General features: G+C 33.8%; 21 protein-coding genes and 1 tRNA gene. 10 read left to right on the top strand and 12 right to left on the bottom strand.

Features of this window, described 5'->3' with window-relative positions:
• Window position 1: 1 nt before the first annotated feature.
• On the bottom strand, window positions 2-1201 hold the full coding sequence (locus tag IRZ99_RS11115) for a PQQ-binding-like beta-propeller repeat protein (RefSeq protein ID WP_194657324.1): 1200 nt from the start codon (window positions 1199-1201) through the stop codon (window positions 2-4).
• A gap of 357 nt (window positions 1202-1558) precedes the next feature.
• On the opposite strand from IRZ99_RS11115, the gene IRZ99_RS11110 reads away from it, so the two are divergent.
• Window positions 1559-3037 carry a serine hydrolase gene (locus tag IRZ99_RS11110; RefSeq protein ID WP_194657323.1) on the top strand — a complete coding sequence of 493 codons (1479 nt, stop codon included), beginning with the start codon at window positions 1559-1561 and terminating at the stop codon, window positions 3035-3037.
• 65 nt (window positions 3038-3102) lie between these two features.
• Window positions 3103-3324 (top strand): hypothetical protein, encoded by a 222-nt coding sequence (locus IRZ99_RS11105; RefSeq protein ID WP_194657322.1) that lies wholly within the window; start codon window positions 3103-3105, stop codon window positions 3322-3324.
• 99 nt (window positions 3325-3423) lie between these two features.
• On the opposite strand, the gene IRZ99_RS11100 is transcribed toward IRZ99_RS11105, so the two are convergent.
• The 3 genes from IRZ99_RS11100 to IRZ99_RS11090 form a co-directional block, all read right to left on the bottom strand.
• Window positions 3424-3501, bottom strand: a tRNA-Val gene (locus tag IRZ99_RS11100).
• Between the two features lie 161 nt (window positions 3502-3662).
• Window positions 3663-4469, bottom strand: a complete 807-nt coding sequence (locus tag IRZ99_RS11095; RefSeq protein ID WP_194657321.1) for a hypothetical protein — start codon at window positions 4467-4469, stop codon at window positions 3663-3665.
• A 90-nt stretch (window positions 4470-4559) separates the two neighbouring features.
• A complete protein-coding gene (locus IRZ99_RS11090; protein ID WP_194657320.1) occupies window positions 4560-5795 on the bottom strand; it encodes a folylpolyglutamate synthase/dihydrofolate synthase family protein in 1236 nt (411 codons plus the stop codon).
• A gap of 132 nt (window positions 5796-5927) precedes the next feature.
• Here IRZ99_RS11090 and IRZ99_RS11085 point away from each other — a divergent pair, with 132 nt between their 5' ends.
• From IRZ99_RS11085 to IRZ99_RS11075, 3 genes are read left to right on the top strand one after another with little or no spacing between them, the layout of a single operon-like run.
• On the top strand, window positions 5928-6623 hold the full coding sequence (locus IRZ99_RS11085) for a MotA/TolQ/ExbB proton channel family protein (protein ID WP_194657319.1): 696 nt from the start codon (window positions 5928-5930) through the stop codon (window positions 6621-6623).
• A gap of 3 nt (window positions 6624-6626) precedes the next feature.
• The gene (locus IRZ99_RS11080; RefSeq protein WP_072974900.1) at window positions 6627-7022 is read left to right on the top strand and encodes a biopolymer transporter ExbD; all 396 of its coding nucleotides are present in this window, start codon (window positions 6627-6629) and stop codon (window positions 7020-7022) included.
• 12 nt (window positions 7023-7034) lie between these two features.
• Entirely contained in the window at window positions 7035-7691 is a 657-nt protein-coding gene (locus tag IRZ99_RS11075) for a DUF4844 domain-containing protein (protein WP_194657318.1), read from the top strand.
• A 71-nt stretch (window positions 7692-7762) separates the two neighbouring features.
• Here the strand turns inward: IRZ99_RS11075 and IRZ99_RS11070 are convergent, their stop codons facing one another.
• From IRZ99_RS11070 to IRZ99_RS11060, 3 genes are all read right to left on the bottom strand, one after another.
• The gene (locus IRZ99_RS11070; RefSeq protein WP_194657317.1) at window positions 7763-8665 is read right to left on the bottom strand and encodes an energy transducer TonB; all 903 of its coding nucleotides are present in this window, start codon (window positions 8663-8665) and stop codon (window positions 7763-7765) included.
• A gap of 304 nt (window positions 8666-8969) precedes the next feature.
• Window positions 8970-10196, bottom strand: coding sequence for a Glu/Leu/Phe/Val dehydrogenase dimerization domain-containing protein (locus IRZ99_RS11065; RefSeq protein ID WP_194657316.1), 1227 nt, complete (start codon window positions 10194-10196; stop codon window positions 8970-8972).
• Window positions 10197-10338: 142 nt separating this feature from the next.
• Window positions 10339-10914: a chalcone isomerase family protein gene (locus IRZ99_RS11060; protein ID WP_194657315.1), complete on the bottom strand. Its 576-nt coding sequence runs from the start codon at window positions 10912-10914 to the stop codon at window positions 10339-10341.
• Window positions 10915-11397: 483 nt separating this feature from the next.
• On the opposite strand from IRZ99_RS11060, the gene IRZ99_RS11055 reads away from it, so the two are divergent.
• The 5 genes from IRZ99_RS11055 to IRZ99_RS11035 all read left to right on the top strand — a co-directional run bounded on the left by IRZ99_RS11055 (window position 11398) and on the right by IRZ99_RS11035 (window position 16484).
• Entirely contained in the window at window positions 11398-12540 is a 1143-nt protein-coding gene (locus IRZ99_RS11055; RefSeq protein WP_194657314.1) for an acyl-CoA dehydrogenase, read from the top strand.
• A 132-nt stretch (window positions 12541-12672) separates the two neighbouring features.
• Window positions 12673-13650 (top strand): M28 family peptidase, encoded by a 978-nt coding sequence (locus IRZ99_RS11050; RefSeq protein WP_194657313.1) that lies wholly within the window; start codon window positions 12673-12675, stop codon window positions 13648-13650.
• Between the two features lie 120 nt (window positions 13651-13770).
• Window positions 13771-14448 carry an SDR family oxidoreductase gene (locus IRZ99_RS11045; RefSeq protein WP_194657312.1) on the top strand — a complete coding sequence of 226 codons (678 nt, stop codon included), beginning with the start codon at window positions 13771-13773 and terminating at the stop codon, window positions 14446-14448.
• Window positions 14449-14486: 38 nt separating this feature from the next.
• Window positions 14487-15767: a hypothetical protein gene (locus tag IRZ99_RS11040; protein ID WP_194657311.1), complete on the top strand. Its 1281-nt coding sequence runs from the start codon at window positions 14487-14489 to the stop codon at window positions 15765-15767.
• 105 nt (window positions 15768-15872) lie between these two features.
• Window positions 15873-16484, top strand: coding sequence for a SprT-like domain-containing protein (locus tag IRZ99_RS11035; RefSeq protein WP_194657310.1), 612 nt, complete (start codon window positions 15873-15875; stop codon window positions 16482-16484).
• A 107-nt stretch (window positions 16485-16591) separates the two neighbouring features.
• On the opposite strand, the gene IRZ99_RS11030 is transcribed toward IRZ99_RS11035, so the two are convergent.
• From IRZ99_RS11030 to IRZ99_RS11010, 5 genes are all read right to left on the bottom strand, one after another.
• Window positions 16592-17353, bottom strand: a complete 762-nt coding sequence (locus IRZ99_RS11030; protein WP_194657309.1) for an ABC transporter ATP-binding protein — start codon at window positions 17351-17353, stop codon at window positions 16592-16594.
• Complete coding sequence (locus tag IRZ99_RS11025; protein WP_072974880.1) at window positions 17353-18099, bottom strand: ABC transporter permease; 747 nt, start codon at window positions 18097-18099, stop codon at window positions 17353-17355. Before IRZ99_RS11025 ends, IRZ99_RS11030 begins: the two co-directional genes overlap by 1 nt.
• Window positions 18100-18179: 80 nt before the next feature.
• Window positions 18180-19028, bottom strand: coding sequence for a glycosyltransferase family 2 protein (locus IRZ99_RS11020; RefSeq protein WP_194657308.1), 849 nt, complete (start codon window positions 19026-19028; stop codon window positions 18180-18182).
• Between the two features lie 100 nt (window positions 19029-19128).
• Complete coding sequence (locus tag IRZ99_RS11015; RefSeq protein WP_056189107.1) at window positions 19129-19650, bottom strand: methyltransferase; 522 nt, start codon at window positions 19648-19650, stop codon at window positions 19129-19131.
• Between the two features lie 338 nt (window positions 19651-19988).
• Window positions 19989-21047 (bottom strand): 3-oxoacyl-ACP synthase III family protein, encoded by a 1059-nt coding sequence (locus tag IRZ99_RS11010; protein ID WP_194657307.1) that lies wholly within the window; start codon window positions 21045-21047, stop codon window positions 19989-19991.
• Window positions 21048-21571 lie beyond the last annotated feature (524 nt).

Raw genomic sequence — 21571 nt, 5'->3', positions numbered from 1 at the left:
TTTATGGTCGAATTATTTTTAGATAAGCACTATACGCATTGTCCTTAATAGAAGTTCGCAGATAAACTTCGTTTTCGTCTTTTGTTTTTAAGTCAAATTGAATTAAAGCAGCATCTGAATAATAAAACAAGGACTCATCAACCGGGAATTCAAAATTTGAAATAGGCTGGGTTGTTAATTTTGTTTCTGCTGCTATTTCACCATTTGTTATATCTAATTGAAAAAGTTTTGCTTTACGGGTATATCCCCAAATATTGTCACTTTCCTCAATGATGTATTCGATAGTGTCCTCTTTAAAGTCAGTTTTCCATAACTGGGTTCCGGTTTTTGAATCCACAGCGTATATTGAAGAAGCTTCCGGGCCTTGTGCTGCAAGGTATATTTTTTTGTCCTTGCAAAGTATGCGCTCCTTAACATTATGTTGATTTTCATCTAATTTAAATTGCCATAAAATATCTGGTGTATTCGGACTTAAGGCAAAAAGTGTGTTTTTTTCATTTGCTATAAATACATTTTCACCGTCTGTTACAGGTTTTCCGTGCATAGTTTCACCAAAGTCTTTTTGATAAATCAATTTTCCTGTATTGGCTTCGAAACTATATAAGAAGTTTCCGCTTTGTGTAAAGACTTTATTGTCAAAAAAGAGAACCGGAATATCATTATTTGGAGAATCTAATTTATACTTCCACAGTAAGCTTCCATCTTTTATATTAAGAGCATAAAGGTTTCCATTTTGACTGGTAATAAAAAGTTTTCCATCATTTACGACAGGAAGCTGATCTTTTAGTACAGTTTGATCGGTACTGCTACCGATTCTTGATTTCCAAAAAATAGCACCCGTTTGGTTATCAATCGCAAATATTTCGCCGTTAATAAAGGGAACGTACAGAACGCCATCAATTAGTGTTACTTTATTGGCACACATTTCAGTATAAGCATCTGTCGCTTTTACTGTCCAGGCAATTGTTTCCGATTCTAAATCAAAGGTGAAAAGGGTACCGTCATAATCGTAAATCAAGATTAAAGCTTCATCTAATGGAACTTTTTTAACCGGACTTATGGCTTTATTATGGAGCACATCACTGATAGCCGGAATTGTATTAATCACAGTGCTAGTTTCTACTGGCGTTGGTGGGTTTGGCGTTTGCCCGAAGATATTTATAACCGTAAATAGAAATAAAAGAGGTAGTAGGTTTTTCATTTTTAAAACTTGGGGTTAATGATTTGGCTTCTTTTTTAGTAATAAATAGACCAATATCCATGTCAAATATAATTAAAAATTATTATAGCGTATTAGAAGTTATAAGCTCCTTGAATTGTGAATTAGCATTCAAAATGAGAATAGAAGGAAGAAGGAAAATCTTTGAATGAGATAGTATTTTATTACGTTTTGTTGACGCCCAACCGAATCATTCGTTTATTTGGAAGAACTATCGATATGTGAAACTTGTATAACATCTATTGCATTACTTACTTAGTTTAAAAAATAAAAAAAGAATTGTAGTAACAATATTATTAATGCTGCGTCCTATAAAAAATCAATCAATCAATCAATAAAATGAACAAGCAATTTTTTTTAGTCTTTGTAGCGTCACTTTTGGCGAGTACTGTTTCGGGACAGGAAATAAATGATTTCTTTACAGCACTTAATAAAAATAATCTCTTTAATGGTAGTGTTATAGTTTCGAAATCAGGAGAAAATACTTTTTCTAATTTTTATGGATTTTCTAATATCGAAAAGAAAGAAAAAATCAATGAAAAATCTCAATTTCCAATTGCATCTGTCTCAAAAACTTTTACAGCCACAGCAATACTTCAGCTTAAACAAAAAGGGAAATTAAAATTGGATGATTCGGTTCAAAAATACCTTCAGGATTTTCCTTATTCAAATGTTACCATTAGACATCTGCTAAGCAATACTTCCGGATTGGCGGAATACTACCATCTATTTGATAATGTAATAAAAGATCAACCGGAAAAAATCATTTCTAATGGGGATATTATACCGACATTAATTCAGAATAAAACACCTCTGTCATTTTCGCCCGGAGATAAATGGGAATATAACAACCTTAATTTCTGTCTTGCAGCATTAATAGTGGAAAAAATATCTGGAATTACTTTTAGAGAGTATTTGGAAAAGAATATTTTCAAACCAGCCAAGATGATGGATTCATTTCTTCCGGAGAATAGAAGACTTAAGAAACCGAATCAGGTAGAATTGTACTCTTATGCAAACCTTTATTCGACGAGCTTAGTTAATATTACAAATTTGAAAGATCCTTTTTTAATATCTGAGAAAGGCAATTTTTATGGAAATGGAGGTATTGTCAGTACAGCTTTAGATTTGGAGAAGTACCAAAATGCATTATTTAAATATCAGCTTTTGGATAAGAAAGAATTAGAAGAAGCCTTAACACCAGCAAAGCTCAATAATGGAAAAATTGCCTCTTATCGTTTTGAAGAAAAAGAGATAGCCTATGGTTTGGGTTGGGAAATGTATACTGATGAGAGTAACGGAAAAATCGTTTTTCACGATGGCTCTATTACCGGGCTGACCTCTATTTTGATGCATAATATTGATAAAAACCAAACTGTGATACTTCTGTCTAATAATGCAGTTCCCATGTTTACCTTATCCAATGCAATTTCACAATTAATAAATAATAAGCCTTATGTAAACCCTGTGCAAAATCTTTCAAGAGTGTATGGTAGTTTACTTGAAAACGGAAGTAAAGAAAAAGCAAACCAGCTGATTGAAGAATATTTGAAAAATCCAAAGAGTTATAACGCATCAGAAAGAGATTTTAACAGCTTAGGTTATCAATTTCTCAGGCTTCAAAAAAATGAAAATTCTTTGCAAACATTTGCTTCAGCGACATTGATTTTTCCAAAGAGTTCAAATATATATGATAGTTACGGAGAGGCGTTACTCCAATGTGGTAAAACAGAAGAAGCTATTAAGATGTATCAAAAATCTATTGAATTAAATCCGGATAATGAAAATGGTAAAAAAGTATTAAAGGGATTGCTCTAATATACTACAAACCATTTTCTTCAAGACTTGAAGAACAGTTTGATTTACCAGAAACTCAATCGGCATTGGGACAAGCAAAATATAAAAATGGAAAGTTAATTGAGTATCTACACGACAGAAGAGCTGGAAATTATGAAGCAATTTTAGTTTCAGATATTGAGGAAAAATTCACAATAATTCTATTAGATAACAATTATAACGGAAAAGTTTTTGAAATTTCAAATGCAATTATTGCAATATTGAAAGATCAGAAATTTAACCTTCCAGAGAAAATAATTGAAAAATAACTGATCGCCTAACAGCAGTTTAGCGAAATGGCGGGTTCAATTCTAGTTGTGAAAAAAACAAGACATAAAAAAAACTCCTTAATTTCTTAAGGAGTTTTTTGGTGGGCGATGAGGGGTTCGAACCCCCGACCCCCTCGGTGTAAACGAGGTGCTCTGAACCAGCTGAGCTAATCGCCCTATTTTACTAGGTCGCTATCATTTCGTGATTGCGAGTGCAAATATACGCTAGTTTTCGAGTTCTGCAAAGAAAACACAGTAAAAATTTAAAGTTTTTTTAATGTATTTTCTATCTCATTGGGGTAGAATTTGTTATGGGCATGAACTTTTAGGTTAAATTTCTATTTTGATAGTGACGGAATGTTCCTGTAGATATAATCGCTGTGTTTTCCAGTAAAAGATTTTTCCAATTCATCAAAAAAGGCATCGGCATCTTTTTCATTTGGCCAGGTCGATTTGATCAGTTCATCTATTTTTTCGCTGGATTTTTCTAAATCGGCCAAAGAATCATAGAAAAATGCCTCCATAAAATCAGTACTGTTGGAGCCCCACAAATGTCTAAAAGGATAATAAGCTTTTATAAAGGGATCTTTGAAAGTGATTTTTTCATTAAACTCTTTCACATTTTTTCCTTTACCGTCCATATTCATCTGAGATTTTCTAAGATAAACAATCATTGGTTTTTTAGTTTGGTCTTTATAAGGGATTTCACCAATAGAGGTAATGCTTTGGTAGATTTCATCGGAGTGTACGGGAGTATAGAATTTTTCATATTTGTCGAAAAAAGCAGTTCTGGCTTTCTCATCAGGCCAGCCTTTTTTGGTCAAATCATCGCTGATAGCTTTTGCTTTTTCAACATCATCCCAGCTTTTGTAGACATTAACCAGAATAACTTCAGTATTGTCATCTGTATAATAATGGGTCATAAGTTCTGAACCAATGATGAGGTCGTTTTTGCTGGTTACTTTATCAAAGTATTCCTGTTCAGCTGCTTTCCAGTCTTTTGCTTTAACATCCATACTGCGATGCAAAGTGGTCATGGTAATAATTACGGGTTTTGCTTTTTCTTCTTTTTCTTGTGCGTTGCCAATGACGCACCCCAGGGTCATCCATAGAACGAACCCCAGAAGTGTACTTCTTGTTTTCATGATTAAATTTGTATTGGTTATTAAAAAACTAATCAAATTTAAACCATTAATATACAGGCGGTTATGAAAACGCCATTTACTCGATAAACGTTAATTTTTGCTGTTTAACGGCAGTTCTGCGACTACAAAAGTGCTTCCGCCAACATAAATAAAATCATTTTTAGAGGCATTTTTCTTTGCTTCCGCGAAAGCGATTGCAACAGACTCGTATTTTTCGCCTGTTAAATCATATTTTTCGGCAGCTGCTTTTAGGATTTCAGTTGGTAAACCACGAGACGAATCGGGTCTGCAGAAATAATAGTGCGCTTTTTTAGGGAAGAGGGGCAAAATAGAATCCAGGTCTTTATCATTTACAACTCCTAAAACAATGTGCAAATTTTCAAAAGTTTCTTTCTGAATCTGATTCATCACAACTGCCAATCCGTGTTTGTTGTGCGCCGTGTCACAAATGATTTTCGGATTTTCGCCAAGCTGTTGCCACCTGCCTTGCAATCCTGTATTTTTTACGGTATGCAATAAACCATTTTTCAGATTATCAATAGAAACTTTAAAATCGGTTTGTGAGTTTAAAACAACAACAACTTGCTGAACCGTTTTTTTATTATGAAACTGATAATCGCCCAGCAAATCAGAAGGAAAAACTCCCGAAATTAAATCAGCAGCAAAATAAATAGGCGCATTGTTTTCTTTCGCTTTCGCTAAAAAGACAGCCTCCGTTTCCTCTGTATATTCTCCAATTACTACAGGGATATTTGGTTTTATAATTCCGGCTTTTTCGCCTGCAATCGCAGTTAGTGTATTGCCTAAAAACTGCATATGATCTAAATCGATGTTGGTAATGACCGAAACTAAAGGCGTGATAATATTCGTCGCATCCAGTCTTCCTCCCAAACCAACTTCAATAATCGCAATATCTGTTTTTTCTGAAGCAAAATAATCAAAAGCTAAACCAACCGACATTTCGAAAAAACTCATATCGTTAGCTTCAAAAAAGCCTTTATGTTTCGCTACAAATTCAATAACAAAATCTTCAGAAATATCCTCTCCGTTGATTTTGATTCTTTCCCTAAAATCTTTTAAATGAGGTGATGTATACAAACCCACTTTATATCCTGCTTCCTGCAAAACCGAAGCCAGCATATGCGAAGTCGACCCTTTTCCATTGGTTCCCGCAACGTGAATGCATTTTAGCAGATTCTGTGGATTATCAAGATGAGCCGCCAGTATCTTAATATTGGTTAAATCTTCTTTGTATGCCGAAGCGCCCTGAAGTTGATACATTGGGAGTTGATTAAACATCCAATTTGTGGTCTCTTGATAGTTCATTTATTTTGGATAAAATAGTTGTAGATTGAAATAATTTCCGGTTTTTTTAGTTTTATATTTACAGCGCAAATTATCTTTATTGCAAATTTCAAATATTTTTTACAATTAATTATTAAAAACCAGAATTAATATATGTTTAGTTTTATTCAACAACAAACAGATACTATCACAAACGCTGCATCTAATGTAGTAATCGAAAAAATTGCACCAAATACCGAAATCTCAGTTTTAGGATTTATCTTAAAAGGAGGTTTTTTCCTGATTCCAATCGCTATCCTATTATTTTACACTATATATATCATTTTTGAACGCTATTTGTATATCAGCAAAGCGTCTAAAATTGACAGTCGATTAATGCAGGACGTTGGTGATAAACTAAACGCAGGAAATATTGAATTGGCCAGAACAATTGTAGAAAGAAGCAATACTGCTGCCGGAAATATTTTGAAAGAAGGAGTTTTAGTAATCGGAAGACCAATTGCTGAAATTGAGTCCAACATGGACCGTGCTGCCGATATTGAAATTGGCGAAATGGAACGCCGTTTAGGTCACCTTGGACTTATTGCCGGTATCGCACCAACGCTTGGTTTCATCGGAACTATTTCTGGAGTTATCAAGATTTTCTACAGCATCTCAGTTACAGAAAATATTAGTATCGGAAACATTTCCGGAGGTTTATACGAAAAAATGATCAGTTCAGGTTCTGGATTAATTGTGGGTATTATCGCTTATAGTGCCTACCACTTATTAAACGGAAAAATTGATGATTTTGCTTTAAAAATTCAGAAACAGATTTTAGAATTTGTCAATATAATTCAAAGAGCATAAGGTATGTCTATTAAAAGAAAAAGAAGATTTCATGCCGAAGTGGCAACGTCATCCTTAAGTGATATTATGTTTTTCTTGCTGTTGTTTTTTCTTATTATCTCAACGCTTGCAAACCCTAATGTTATTAAAATGACTTTGCCAAAAGCGAAATCAAATGAAAAAACAAACAAACAGCTTATCAGCTTATCCGTTACAGAAGATAAAAAATTCTACATCGACAAAGAACCCGTTGATTTCGAAAATCTGGAAACCAGTTTAATGACTAAAATTGGAACAGACAAAGATCAAACCGTTGTCGTTCGTATCCCGTTTAACCTTCAGGTACAGGATTTGGTTGATGTATTGCAGATAGGAGTGAAGAACAATTTGAAGTTCGTAATTGCTACAAGTCCGAAGTAAGGTTATTATATAATGGGTAATTCAAAATTAGATCGACTCCAATTTTTATTAGATAAGGAAAAGTTTGCTGATTCAGAGTGGGAAAATAGAGGTTTGAATCCTTCAGGTTCTGACTTATGTGAATACATGGAATCCAGATTTAATTCATGTTTAAGCTCTTTAATTATTTTGGAAAAAAGTAATTCTTCTCTTAAAATATTGAAAAAGGAGTTGAATAAAGGTTTAAGAAGTTTTGAGCGTTTCAATTTTGATACAGAAGAAAGAGAATTTATCTGTGATATCTTTTATGCAATTTCAAAAGTAATTGAGGTTGAATTTAAAAATGAATTGAATAGTTGGCTTTACGGAAGTTTTCTTGCGTATGTTTTTAGAATTTCAAGTTTCTTGAAAGGGGAAGAAAAAATTTTAGAAATATTATCTCAAAATTGTACTAAGTGTGATTCAGGCTTGGAAACTTTTATTTTAGCAAGAGAGGATACAATTTTAGAATCTGATTTTTTAATAGTCAGATGTAAATCTTGTAGGGAGTTTAATTTAATAGATAATGGGCCAAATGTAAAGCAATTAAGATTTGGGGATTATGAATTAGTTGAGCAATTACCAAAAGATAATTACGATTTAGAAGGAGCCAAAATAAGATTAAAACAACTACAATTTTTTAGAAAATAACATAAAAAAGGCTTTCTGAAATATTTCAGAAAGCCTTTTTTATGTTATTTTAAATTTGTGAAATCCGTGTTTTAATTCAAACTAAAATTATAAATAATCTTCCCAGTTTGTTTCACAGGAGCGTTATCATCGGGAGCCCATTTTGTATTCATCGCTGCAATTCTGGCTTGGTCCAATAAACAACTCGCTGTATTTGTTGTTCCTTTAATTCCTGCTGTTGCACTAATTGTTTTTCCGTTTTGATCTACTGTAACTTCAACAACTACTTTTCCTTCTTCGTTGCAACTATATTTAGGTGCAGGTTTCGATAATGCTTTTCGGTTTCCAAGAGAATATCCTGATCCGCCGCCAGAACCACCGCCGCTTCCGGCTCCGTAACCGCTTCCGGTACCAATACCATTTCCGGTTCCGTTTCCACCACCTGTTCCGCCGCCAGAACCTCCGCTGCCGTAATAACCATTAGAACCTAAACTTCCGTTAGCTTTTCCTTTGTTTCCTGCCACTTTATCATCTCCGTCTCCGCCTTTGTTCGATCCTTTCATAATGCTCGATAAAGCATCGTTTGTAGAATTCGAAACTTTAGGTTTTTCAGGAACTGGTTTTGTTACCGGTTTTTCAACAGGAGCTGGTTTTTTAGGTTTTTCTTTTACGGGAATAACGACATCATTAACATCGTCTGCTGTGTTTTCCTGAGTTATGATTGCCTCGTCTGGAGTTGATTTTGCTGGAGTTGCTTTTGCCTGGTTTTTTACGTTTAAAACTTCACTTTTATAATTCGCTCCTGAGCCTAAATCGCTATCTCCAAAATTCACAGTTACGCCGCCACCGCCACCACCTTCAGCAAGTGCGACGTTGTTTTCCGGGTTGTATGGAGGCCAAAAGCGTATAAAAAACAGTAATACTAAAATGACTGCATATATCGCCGTGGTGAGTAGTAGAGATTTCTTTTTATCTGAAGAAATAGTGGAACTCATTATGATTCTGAATTTTGTATTGTATCTTATTAAAAACGTTTAAAAGTACTAAAAATTGTTTAGAATCAAAGAGAGAATTTAACCGCTAGGTTTGCTAAGGCCTACGCAAGGAACGCTAATTTATTTCTCGCAAAGTCGCGAAGTCGCAAAGAAAACTTAAAATAAACTTTGCGACTTCGCGACTTTGCAAGATTAAAAACAAAAAGCATAGCGAACTTTGCGTAAACCTTAGCTTACCTTGCGGTTAAGCAAAAAAAAGCGAGCTAAATAATTTAGCTCGCTTAAAAATGAAGTATAAAATAAATTATACTAATTGTTTCAATGCAATCTCAAAAGCCGTTGCACTAATATTTGTTTTTGATGGATTCAAAGCATGAGCTTTTACAATCGCATTTTTTATAATTTCTGAAGTATCATTAAAGATCGCCTCATCTGTCATTTGCACTTTTTTCTCCATGAAATAAGCAAAAACTCTCGCCATTCCGCAGTTTGAAATAAAATCCGGAATCAAACTAACTTTATGATCCACTTCTTCCATAATAGATCCGAAGAAAATTTCTTTATCTGCAAAAGGAACATTCGCACCACAAGAAATAACTTCTAATCCGTTTGCAATTAAGCTGTCAATTTGAGTTTGTTGAACCAATCTTGAAGCAGCACAAGGGGTGAAAATTTCAGCACCTATTGTCCATATTTTAGAATTGATTTCCTCAAACGGAATCATATTGTCGGCAACTAATTTGTTTCCATCTTTATTTAAAAACAACGTTCTTATTTCTTCAAACGAAAAACCTTCCTCGTTGATTAATCCTCCGTCACGGTCAATAATTCCGATAACTTTGGCTCCCATTTCAGCTAAATAAAAAGCTGCTGCAGATCCAACATTTCCAAATCCCTGAACGATTGCTTTTTTACCTTTAATATCTCCGCCGTATGTATTGTAGAAATGACGAACAGCTTCGGCAACGCCATAACCTGTAATCATGTCGGCAACAGTATATTTTCTCGTTACATCTGGTGAGAATTTAGGGTTTTCAATAACCTTAATTACACCTTGACGCAATTGACCAATTCTGTTGATTTTATCAGCTTCAGTTGGTTTGAAGTGTCCGTTAAAAACACCTTCCTGCGGATGCCAAACACCACATTCTTCCGTCATCGGAATAACTTCGTGAATTTCATCAATATTCAAATCACCACCAGTTCCGTAATAACTTTTTAACAAAGGCGAAACCGCTTTGTACCAACGTTGCAAAACACCTTTTTTACGAGGATCGTTTGGATCAAAATTAATTCCGGATTTAGCGCCTCCAATTGCAGGTCCAGAAACTGAAAACTTAACTTCCATTGTTTTAGCCAAAGAAAGAACTTCGTTCATATCCAAGCCTTTTCTCATTCTAGTTCCACCTCCTGCGGCTCCTCCACGAAGTGAATTAATTACTGTCCAACCTTCTGCTTCTGTTTCAGAATCTTTCCAGTTAAAAACAATTTCAGGTTCTTTATTTTCAAATTGCTGTAATAAATCTTTCATTTTGTTGTGATATGTTTATTTTGCGTAAAAGTATAAAATAGAATAATGCGAATAATGTATTTAGATGCAATTTTATTTAAAGAAAAAAAGAAAGCCGAAAACATAATGCTTTCGGCTTTAAAATTTTATGAATGTTAGGAGATTATATTCCTAATAAATGTTTTTTTAATGTTTCATCAACTGGCTTATCTGATAACCAGATTCCGAATAATGCTTTTTTGAAATCAAATCCAGGAACTTTTCCTTTTACAACTTCATTTTTAATAACATTTATCGTTTGGTCAAATGGGTTGTACCATAATACAAAAACGTCTTTTTCTGTAATTGGATCGCTCAAAAGTGTTTTGAACTGCTCAATTCTTGGTCTTAATTCTTCCAGATTGCTTCCTGCAGATTTTTCGAAACCGGCATTCATAGCTTTAGTCAATTTGTTTGAAGAAACCATAGACGAAGTAATTTCAATTCTGATTGCCATTTCAGTATCACTGTCAATAATGAATTTTGGATCTTGGCTTAACTGCGATAAATATAAGGCCTGAACGTAAACTTCCAACCACATTTTTGATCTTCCGCCAGCACCGTTAAGTTGCATTGTTTTATTTTGTACTTCAATTTTTCTTGGAACTGTTACGCCATTAACTTCTAACTGAGTTTGGGCCGAAACGGTCGAAAATTGTAAACTTAAAAGGAATGTAAGTGCAAGTAAAATCTTTTTCATAAGCTGTCAATATAATAATTTTTAGGCAAAAATAATGTTAATTTCTTAATATTGAGTTGTTAAACGATATGTTTTTTTATTTGAAATTTTTATTTTTTATATCGTATAAGATTAATAATCAATTTAGTAAGAGTAATTTTACGTACAATTACCTGTTTTAAGAAATGTTTAGCCTTTTTTGGACTATTTTTTCACTAAAACTTTTTAGTAAAGTACTTTTTATGTGAATTTTTATTCTTAAATTTTAGAGAAAACATTGCGGACTTTATGCTTGTAGGCTTAAAATGCAATAGTATTACGAAAACGTTATCGTAATTGTTGCTGATCTATTAATTTTATATGCATGCATTGTTAAATTGACTTTTAAAAATTATCTTTGAAAGCCATTTTCAACAAAAATTGGCAAGTAAAAACAAAACTAACCACTGACCTGACCAAAATGATGAATTTTGGTTTCAAAAAACAATAAAATAAATTTAGACTATGGATTTCAATCTTACCGAAGAGCATTTAATGATTCAACAAGCCGCCAGAGATTTTGCCCAAAACGAATTGTTGCCAGGTGTTATTGAGCGTGACGAAAAACAAATTTTTCCGACCGAGCAAGTAAAAAAAATGGGACAATTAGGATTTATGGGAATGATGGTTGATCCTAAATACGGAGGAAGCGGACTTGATGCTATTTCATATGTAATCGCAATGGAAGAAATTTCTAAAGTTGATGCATCGGCTTCTGTTGTAATGTCTGTAAATAACTCTTTAGTTTGTTGGGGGTTACAAGAATTTGGAACTGAAGAACAAAAACAAAAATATTTACCAGGTTTAGCATCTGGAGAAATTCACGGTGCTTTTTGCTTAAGCGAGCCAGAAGCAGGTAGTGATGCAACTTCTCAAAAAACGACTGGTATTGATATGGGCGACCATTATTTAGTAAACGGAACAAAAAACTGGATCACGAACGGAAACACAGCTTCTGTTTATTTGGTAATTGTGCAAACGCATCCGGAGAAAAAGCATAAAGGAATCAATGCTTTGATCATGACGAAAGATATGCCAGGATTTTCAGTTGGACCAAAAGAACAAAAAATGGGAATCCGTGGTTCTGATACACACTCTCTAATGTTCAGTGATGTAAAAGTTCCAAAAGAAAATAGAATTGGAGAAGATGGTTTCGGATTCAAATTTGCAATGAAAACATTGGCCGGAGGTCGTATTGGAATTGCGTCTCAGGCTTTAGGAATTGCTTCAGGAGCTTATGAATTGGCTTTGAAATATTCTAAAGAAAGAAAAGCTTTCGGAACAGAAATCTGCAATCACCAGGCAATTGCTTTTAAATTAGCAGATATGGCGGTGAATATCGAAGCAGCACGTCATTTATGTATGAAAGCGGCTTGGGATAAAGACCAACATAAAAACTATGATGTAAGTGGAGCGATGGCGAAATTATTTGCTTCGCAGGTAGCAATGGATACGGCTGTTGAAGCGGTTCAGATTCATGGTGGAAACGGTTACGTAAAGGAATATCACGTTGAACGTTTTATGCGTGATGCTAAAATTACTCAGATTTATGAAGGAACTTCTGAAATTCAAAAAATCGTAATTTCAAGATCCGTTATCGCAGGATAATTTTAAGATCATTTATATAAAAATTGCCCTTTCAGCTTTTGGCTCGAAAGGGTTTTTTTATGAAATATTTTTTTTCCTCTTCAGAAGTTTATACTTTTAAACCAATTACTTAGCCTTCTAAAAAAATAAATCATGAAAAAGTTTTACTTTCTTCTTTTTTCGTTAGCATTATTAAGTTGTAAATCGACTCCTTCGGCAACAACCGAAAAGGCAACCCAATCAGATTCAAAACCTTTAGAAATTTCCTATAAAGTAAAAGAAACTGATGTTTCAGATTTCTTGAAATACCTTTCTTCAGATGAATTAGAAGGTCGTGAAACGGGAACAAAAGGAATTGAAAAGGCCGCAGTATTCTTGGAAGATTATTTTAAGAAGAATAATATAAAACCTTATTTTAAAACATATCGTGATACATTGACCAATTTTCAATCTCCTTCATACAACATTGTTGGAGTTTTGGAAGGTACGGATCCGGAATTAAAAAAAGAGTTTGTAGTTTTAAGTGCGCACTACGATCATATTGGAATCGAGAAAAAACAACAAGCTGATGTGATCAACAATGGAGCCAACGATGATGCTTCTGGTGTAACCGTTGTAGCAGAAATGGCTAAATATTTTGCAGAGACAAAATCAAACAAACGAAGTATTCTTTTTGTGTTTTTTGCCGGAGAAGAAAAAGGATTATTAGGTTCTAAAAGTTTAGTTCCAAAACTTCAAAAGCTTAATTTTAATTTATATACCCAAGTGAATATTGAAATGGTTGGTGTGCCAATGAAAAGGGATTTTCTGGCTTACGTAACAGGTTTTGATAAGTCAAATATGGCAGAGAAAATAAATCAATATACCGGAAAAAAAACAATTGGGTTTTTACCAAAAGAAGCCGAATATCAACTGTTTTACAGATCTGACAATTATTCATTTTACGAAGCGTTTAAAAAACCTTGTCAGTCGATAAGTACTTTTGACTTCGAGAATTTTGATTTTTACCATCATGTTTCAGATGAATTTAAAGTGATGGATATTCCGCATATGACTTCTTTCATACAAGAATTATTACCGGCTGTTACACAAATTGCATCGACACCAACGGAAGAAATTACGATGAAATAATAACCTTTCTTTTTATTGGATTTGCTTATTTTTGCTTCCTGAAATCGCCATGATTCCAAATAAAAAACGGGACTAAGAATGGCGATTCCATATTCCATAAAAAAGAAATAGTATCTCCATATGAAAAATATTATCGTTACCGGAACAAGCAGAGGAATTGGATATGAATTGGCTTTGCAGTTTGCGAATGCCGGACATCAGGTTTTGGCTATTTCGAGAAAAATACCTCAGATGCTTTTAGCGCACCAAAATGTTACTTGTCTTTCAGTAGATTTATCGGATGAAAGCGCTTTGCATGAAGTAGAAAGTTTTCTTTCATCAACCTGGAAAAAAGTAGATGCCGTTGTGCATAATGCAGGAGCTTTATTATTGAAGCCTTTTGCAGAAACCACTCAGGCTGATTTTGAAAGTATCTATAAAGTGAATGTTTTTGCTGTAGCCAATCTTACCAGAATTTGTTTGCCTTATCTTCAAAAAGGAAGTCATGTAGTAACTATTAGTTCAATTGGTGGTGTGCGCGGAAGTTTAAAATTCGCTGGCTTGGCTGCTTACAGTTCTAGTAAAGGTGCTGTTATTACGTTAACTGAATTGTTAGCTGAAGAATACAAAGAAAAAGGGATCTCCTTCAATGTTTTGGCTTTAGGTTCAGTTCAGACAGAAATGCTAAACGAAGCTTTTCCGGGTTACCAAGCTCCAATTTCTGCTGAAGGAATGGCAACTTATATTTATGATTTTACCTTAAATGGAAATAAATACTTTAATGGAAAAGTGTTAGAAGTTTCTTCAACAAATCCATAAATTCCTTTATTTAACCCCCAAACCTTACAAACAAACTAATGAAAAAAAGAATTCTAATTCTTGCAATTGTATTATGTACTGTTTTTTCTAATCAAAAAGTTTCTGCTCAGTCCTATAAATCAGAACATCTGAGTTTTTATAATTTTGTTTTTCCAGACTCTTATATTCCTAAAGGTTATAGAACTTACACGGTAAAAATGAATCTTTCGAACAGGCCAATTGCTATTTTGATTGATGGTGAAAAAAAAGGAGGCAGGGGACCACTCTCCTATAATGAATTTTTCAAAGAAGAATATTTAGTTCGCCCACTTTCGGGCACAGAAACAGAAGTTAATTATAAGGGTGAAGTCATTCCTTCAATTGCTGATTTAGGATATAGAAATCAGTCTTCTGCTAAAGCTGAAGATCACCTTATTCTTGATGTTCTTATTGATCATATTGCTTATGCTGCGGAAATACAAGAAACGAAATCGGCAGAAAAACCTTTTGGATATGAAATGTATTATCAATATAATGTCTTTTTTAAATTTAAAAATAGCGTGACTGATAATGTGGTTTTAGAAAAATCGTTCTTTGTTAAACAGAGAATGAGTGCTACCAGTGCGTCTCAAGGAACTATTTTTAATTTCAAAACAAGATCGGAAGCCGTAAATTATTTAACAGAAAATGCTGATAAAAATCTGATTTACAATGAACTTGTAACCGATATTCAGCGCTATATGAAAAGCAGGGTTGTTTCATGGGTAGGAGTTGCGTATTATCAGGACACGTATCTTTTTTCAAGAATTTCTAAAGAAGATAAAAATCCGGTATTTCTAAAGTTAAACCAGGATGTTGATGCTATGGAAAATTGGTCTAAATCTAAGCCTCAGCCTACGGTAGATGAAGCCCTTTTAGCATCAAATACTGAATTTGTTGAAAAGAATAATTTGACAATTAAAGATAATTCAGAAGCTTTTCATGGTGACGTAAATTTAAGAGACTATAAAAACTTTATAAATAAAAAACGAGTTTTTACCGATTTCATTCTAAAAATGGAAGGATATTCTAAACAGTTAGACGCAAACGATAAAGGGCAAAAGGCTGCTCTTTGGGCGTGTTATATAAATATTGCTTCAAGTTTCGGCGTTCTAAATAATTATAAAAGTAGTTTAGAATTTCTTCAAAAAGCACGTTCTTTAGATTATCAGGAACGTAAAGTACAAGAAGTTGAAAAAGAAATAAAAGACAAGCAAACAAAACTGAATATTTTTTATGGTACAGATGGTGCGATTAAAAATGATGTAAACAATAGTTATCTTAAATACCTAACCTTGTAATAGGGTTCATTTTTGCATGGATTTGTAAAATGTTTACCCTGATTAAACAGCTATGAATAAATGATTTCTTAGATTTGTTTTTTGATATATTAATACGTAATCGATTTGAACGAAACTTTAGCAAGATACATCCCCGAACATGCTGTAAAGCCTGTTTTTGAATTGATTGTTGCCAATCAGGTTCATCTGAAAATTGTGAATGAGCGCCAGACGCGTCATGGCGATTACAGACGCGGACTTAGTGGTAAACATGAAATCACGGTAAATGCAAGTTTAAATAAATATCGTTTTTTGATTACCCTGATCCATGAGATTTCACATTTAGTGGCTTTTGAAAAGTTTGGAAGAAACATCAAACCACACGGAAATGAATGGAAATTTACTTTTCAGAGAATGATGGTTCCTTTTATCCGGCCTGAAATATTCCCGGGACATTTATTACCATTGTTAGCAAGGCATTTTAAGAACCCAACAGCCAGCAGTGACACTGACACTACTTTGTCTTTAGCTTTAAAGCAATACGACAAGGAAAACGATAAAAACTACGTTTTTGAGATTCCTTATGGGAGTGTTTTCAGAATAAAGAACGGTAAAATATTTAAGAAGCTGGCGGTACGAACAAAACGTTTTGAATGTATTGAAATCAGCTCCGGTAAAACGTATCTTTTTAATCCAAACGCTGAAGTTGAATTGATCAATATTAATGAGAAATTCTAATAAAAAGGGAATTCAATCTTTTGAAATTCCAATTATAAAAAGAAATTCCAAATACCAACCTTTGCAGTTTGGAATTTGGAATTTTTTTATTGAAATTTTAAAAGGTTTTAACCTTTTAAGTATGCTTCTCTTACTTTTTTAAACAGGTTTGAAGAGTAGACAAACTTAACGATATCTTTATTATCGGTTCTAAAGATTTCTTCTTTAGTTCCTTGCCAGGCTTTTACTCCTTTTTTTAGAAATACGATATTCTCGCCAATTTCCATAACTGAGTTCATATCGTGTGTGTTGATTACGGTTGTAATATTATATTCTTCTGTAATTTCTTTAATTAGATTATCAATCAAAGTAGAAGTGTTTGGATCTAAACCAGAGTTCGGTTCATCACAAAATAAATACTTCGGATTATTTACAATTGCTCTCGCAATCGCCACACGTTTTTGCATTCCTCCCGAGATTTCAGAAGGCAGTTTCTTATGTGCATCAACTAAGTTTACTCTTTCTAAAACAAAGTCAACACGTTCTTGAATTTTTGCCTTGTTATCATTCGTGAACATTTTTAAAGGAAAAGCAACATTTTCAGCAACGGTCATTGAATCAAATAAGGCACTTCCCTGAAAAACCATTCCAATCTCCGTTCTTAGTTCTCTTTTTTCGTCAGGATTTAAATCAGAATAAACACGTCCGTCAAATTCAATTGTACCTGAATCAGGCGAGTGAATTCCTAACAAAGTTTTTAATAAAACAGTTTTTCCGGATCCACTTTGTCCAATTATCAGGTTGGTTTTTCCAGTTTCAAAAACAGTCGAAACGCCTTTTAAAACTTTACTGTCGCCGAATGATTTTTCTATGTTTTTTACTTCGATCATTATCCTAATAATAATTGAGTTAATATATAATTGAAAAGAATAATACAAACAGATGTCCAGACAAATGATACTGTACTAGCTTTACCAACTTCAAGCGCACCACCTTTCATGTAATATCCGTGGAAAGATGGAATTGTAGCTAATAACATTGCGAAAATTAGCGTTTTAATAAAAGCATATGTAATATGAAAAGGAATAAATTCCATTTGAGCACCCTGAATAAAGTCCTGACTAGTTGAAAATCCACCATAGGCACAAGCAAGCCATCCCCCAAAAATTCCCAGAAACATACTAATTCCGATTACGAAAGGATACATTAATAAGGCTACTATTTTTGGGAAAACGAGATAGTTTAATGAATTAACTCCCATAACTTCTAAAGCATCAATTTGTTCTGTAACACGCATTGTTCCGATACTTGAAGTGATGTAAGATCCCATTTTTCCGGCCATAATTACCGAAATAAAAGTAGGAGCAAACTCCAGAATTACAGATTGACGTGTAGCAAAACCAATTAAATATTTTGGAATTAATGGGTTCGTTAAGTTTAATGCTGTTTGAATGGCTACAACTCCTCCGATAAAAAAGGAGATAAAGCAAACGATGCCAAGAGAGTCGATTATTAAGTCATCGATTTCTTTGAAAATCAATTTTTTCATAACAGACCATTTTGTCTGTTTATTGAAAATTTCTTTCAACATTAAAAAATATCTTCCTATTTGAGATAAATAACGAATTAGCATCATAGTTTTTGAAATATTGGCTAAGGTAAAAAGAAGTTACGAGTTTTGGGTTATGACTTTTGGATTTTCGCCTGTTTTCCGAATCAAATTAACTTTTCTTTCATTTTTTTGAAACGATAATTTCGGATAAATTTGGCTTGTTCCGATGTAACTAATAACGGAGTTTTTGCGTTTTTAGCTTTCCAGAATCCTTTGATGTAATCCAGAAACAGAAACGGTTTTTTCTTCATCATGGCCAGTTTTGCCGAAGCAATTGCCGTAATCCAGAAGCCGTATCCTAAAGTGTAAAAAGCTTCTCCTTGTTTGTAACGTGCTGTTTTATTATAATTGGCACCTGTTGGTTTAAGGTGTTTTACGTGTAAAGATTCATCTGTAACGACTTTCCAGTCATAATATTTACAAAGCAATTCATCTACTGTATCCCAACCCATAGCAGGTTTTAAACCCCCAATTTGTTGGAACGTTGCTTTTCTATACGCTTTCAAAGCACCGCGAATATGGTCTTTGTCTGTTAGGTTTTCTAAAACCCAATCGCCATTTTTCTCGATGTAACAAAATCCACCCACCATTCCGATTTTTGGATCGGATTCAAAGTGTTTTATGATTGTTTCGAAATAGTTGGCCGGGAAAATTAAATCGCCGTCAATTTTTACAATAATATCGTATTCAGAATCTAAAGTTTCAAAACCTTTTTGAAAAGCCTGGATTACTTTGCTTCCCGGCATGTGAATAGCATCTGAAGTTTTGTTTACCACAGAAATATAAGGATTGTCTTTAGCGAAACCCAAAACAACTTCTTCTGTTTTATCTGTAGAATTGTCGTTTACTACGACAATTTTTGAAGGTAAAACTGTTTGTGAAACCAGAGATTGTAAAGTCAGGCCAATTAAATCCTGTTCGTTGTGTGCGGGAATGACGATATAGTACTTCATATAAAAATTTTAGATTTTAGATTTTAGATCTTAGATTGGTTTTACTATATCTAAAAATCAGAAATCAGAAATCGTTACTCTAAAATCTACAATCTGAAATCTAAACTTTTTCAGCGTAAACAATATAATATCTGTTGGTAAAGCTTCTTAAAAACGGACGTAGACCAAACTTTTTAACCGGGTTTGTCCATTTTTGTCTGTCGATGATTTTCCAGCCTGTTTTTTCTAAAAGCCAGTCTAATTGCCAATCTTCAAATTCATGATAATGTCTGTCCCACATATCCGTTTTAGAACGATATGCCGGAGAAAACCATAAACGCATTGGAATTGAAATTAAAAGTTTGTCTGATTTAATTTCGTTTAAAATTGTAAATGGATTTAATAAATGTTCGAAGATTTCAAAAGCCGTTACAACATCCTGACTATCTGTTTTTAAAACGTTTTGATCCAAATCTAAATCTTCGCCAGTGGTATTCTTTACTGAATAACCAGCTTCTTTCATGATTTTCGAAAACGGATTTTCAACTCCTAAATCAAGGATTGTTTCAGAGGTTTTGATATGCTTTTGTAAAAATTCTAAAGTAAGTTTGAATCTTTTATTTGGAAACGTTTTTTCGTACATAGTCTTTGCGAGGAACGAAGCAAGCTGTCGTTCATGATTTTATATTAGGTCGCAAATATACAAAGATTACTTCTTTTTTTGAGTTTTTTAATTTGAATGAAAAATGAAAAGTCCGCATTTAAAATGTGTTTTAAATACGGACTTGTATGATTTTTATATGATTTAATTATAGCTCTAGAAGAGCGTAATATTTATAGCCAATTTGAGCGCCAATTTTATAGCTCCATCGGAGCGATATTTTTTTAGCAAACTAAGAGATGTCGCCCCGATGGGGGCTTTTTGAAAGCTTAATGTGTATTCTATAAATATAACGTCCCAATGGGACTTATAATTATGTATTAATGACGGTATACAAAAGCATTAACATTCATTCCCGCTCCAACAGAAGCAAAAATGATGACATCGCCTTTGTTGATTTCATGACCTTCGATTTTTCCTTTTAGGATTAAGTCATATAAAGTTGGAACTGTCGCTACACTGCTGTTTCCTAAATCATGAATGCTCATTGGCATAATGTCTTTCGGCGCAGTTTTGTCGTATAATTTGTAGAAACGTTCGATAATCGCTTCGTCCATTTTTTCGTTAGCCTGGTGAATTAGAATTTTCTTCACTTCGTCGATTCCGATACCGCTTTTGTCTAAACAGCTCTTCATGGCACAAGGAACCTGGCTTAATGCAAATTCGTAAATTTTACGACCGTACATTTTAATGTATTTGATATCCGGATCTAAATCTGGATTGTATGATTTTCCGAAGTAAAGGAAATTAGCTTCATCATTTGCGAAAGTAGCGCTTTCGTAAGATAATAATCCTGATTCGCCTTCAGTTCCTTCTAAAATGGAAGCACCGGCACCGTCAGAATAAATCATTGAGTCACGATCGTGATCGTCAACCACTCTTGATAAAGTTTCGGCACCAATTACCAGAACGCGATTTGCCATTCCGGATTTGATGAATGCGTTGGCTTGCAAAACACCTTCAATCCAGCCCGGACATCCAAAAAGAATATCGTAAGCAACACATTTAGGGTTCTTAATAGCTAATTTATTTTTAACACGAGTAGCTAGACTCGGTAAAATATCAGTTTGATGTGTTCCAGATTTTACATCCCCAAAATTGTGGGCGAAAATGATATAATCTAAAGTTTCGCGATCGATTCCTGCGTTTTCAATTGCTTTTTCAGCAGCGAAAAAAGCTAAATCGGATGCGTTATGTTGAGTCTCGGCATAGCGGCGGTTTTCGATTCCGGTGATGCCTTTGAATTTTTTAATTACAACTTCATTTGGGTAGCCAAAAGGAGTTCCATCTTCATTTAAAAAAACATGCTTGTCAAAGTCAGTATTGCTTACTTCTTTATTCGGAATGTAACTTCCGATACCTATTATTTTTATTTTCATTATTCCTTAATTATCCAATAAATTTATTGCTAAATTATATAAAAAATTATGATAACTATCATAAAAAATACTATGCATGCATATAATTATCAAATAATAATTATTTACGGGATATATTGTTTATTTTTTAATGAAATTTAAGTTTTACCAAGATTTCAAACGTTTGAAATGGAATTTTGAGGAAAGTTTTTTTTTATTTCAGGTTTCAGGTTTCAAGTTTTGGCATAACATATAATTCGTGATCTTGTCATTTCGACGAAGGAGAAATCTTCATTAGAAACTCGACAAAGATTGACTCTTAGGGATGGAGCTACTTGCGAGGATTTCTCCTTCGTCGAAATGACATTACTTTGCTGAAAATGGAACCCGAAAGATTTTTAAAACTTATCGGGCATGTTAGAACGTTTACTCGCGTGAGGGATAGGAGGAAGCTACCGAAGTAGCGTGGATAGCCCGACAGTATTTAAAAAAAGGCCTTATAAGCGCAAAGTTGATTAGGCCTTTTTTTAAATACTGGCACGCCC

Source organism: Flavobacterium sp. LC2016-12 (assembly GCF_015351595.1).
GTDB lineage: Bacteria > Bacteroidota > Bacteroidia > Flavobacteriales > Flavobacteriaceae > Flavobacterium.
This window is presented reverse-complemented; position numbering and strand designations above follow the sequence as displayed.

Coding starts and splice junctions, on each gene's coding strand:
- IRZ99_RS11040 (WP_194657311.1), top strand. CDS start 14,487: ATGAAAAAAAGAATTCTAATTCTTGCAATTGTATTATGTACTGTTTTT.
- IRZ99_RS11095 (WP_194657321.1), bottom strand. CDS start 4,469: ATGAAAACAAGAAGTACACTTCTGGGGTTCGTTCTATGGATGACCCTG.
- IRZ99_RS11055 (WP_194657314.1), top strand. CDS start 11,398: ATGGATTTCAATCTTACCGAAGAGCATTTAATGATTCAACAAGCCGCC.
- IRZ99_RS11090 (WP_194657320.1), bottom strand. CDS start 5,795: ATGAACTATCAAGAGACCACAAATTGGATGTTTAATCAACTCCCAATG.
- IRZ99_RS11030 (WP_194657309.1), bottom strand. CDS start 17,353: ATGATCGAAGTAAAAAACATAGAAAAATCATTCGGCGACAGTAAAGTT.
- IRZ99_RS11020 (WP_194657308.1), bottom strand. CDS start 19,028: ATGAAGTACTATATCGTCATTCCCGCACACAACGAACAGGATTTAATT.
- IRZ99_RS11010 (WP_194657307.1), bottom strand. CDS start 21,047: ATGAAAATAAAAATAATAGGTATCGGAAGTTACATTCCGAATAAAGAA.
- IRZ99_RS11045 (WP_194657312.1), top strand. CDS start 13,771: ATGAAAAATATTATCGTTACCGGAACAAGCAGAGGAATTGGATATGAA.
- IRZ99_RS11115 (WP_194657324.1), bottom strand. CDS start 1,201: ATGAAAAACCTACTACCTCTTTTATTTCTATTTACGGTTATAAATATC.
- IRZ99_RS11060 (WP_194657315.1), bottom strand. CDS start 10,914: ATGAAAAAGATTTTACTTGCACTTACATTCCTTTTAAGTTTACAATTT.
- IRZ99_RS11025 (WP_072974880.1), bottom strand. CDS start 18,099: ATGATGCTAATTCGTTATTTATCTCAAATAGGAAGATATTTTTTAATG.
- IRZ99_RS11070 (WP_194657317.1), bottom strand. CDS start 8,665: ATGAGTTCCACTATTTCTTCAGATAAAAAGAAATCTCTACTACTCACC.
- IRZ99_RS11065 (WP_194657316.1), bottom strand. CDS start 10,196: ATGAAAGATTTATTACAGCAATTTGAAAATAAAGAACCTGAAATTGTT.
- IRZ99_RS11050 (WP_194657313.1), top strand. CDS start 12,673: ATGAAAAAGTTTTACTTTCTTCTTTTTTCGTTAGCATTATTAAGTTGT.
- IRZ99_RS11075 (WP_194657318.1), top strand. CDS start 7,035: ATGGGTAATTCAAAATTAGATCGACTCCAATTTTTATTAGATAAGGAA.
- IRZ99_RS11110 (WP_194657323.1), top strand. CDS start 1,559: ATGAACAAGCAATTTTTTTTAGTCTTTGTAGCGTCACTTTTGGCGAGT.
- IRZ99_RS11085 (WP_194657319.1), top strand. CDS start 5,928: ATGTTTAGTTTTATTCAACAACAAACAGATACTATCACAAACGCTGCA.
- IRZ99_RS11015 (WP_056189107.1), bottom strand. CDS start 19,650: ATGTACGAAAAAACGTTTCCAAATAAAAGATTCAAACTTACTTTAGAA.
- IRZ99_RS11080 (WP_072974900.1), top strand. CDS start 6,627: ATGTCTATTAAAAGAAAAAGAAGATTTCATGCCGAAGTGGCAACGTCA.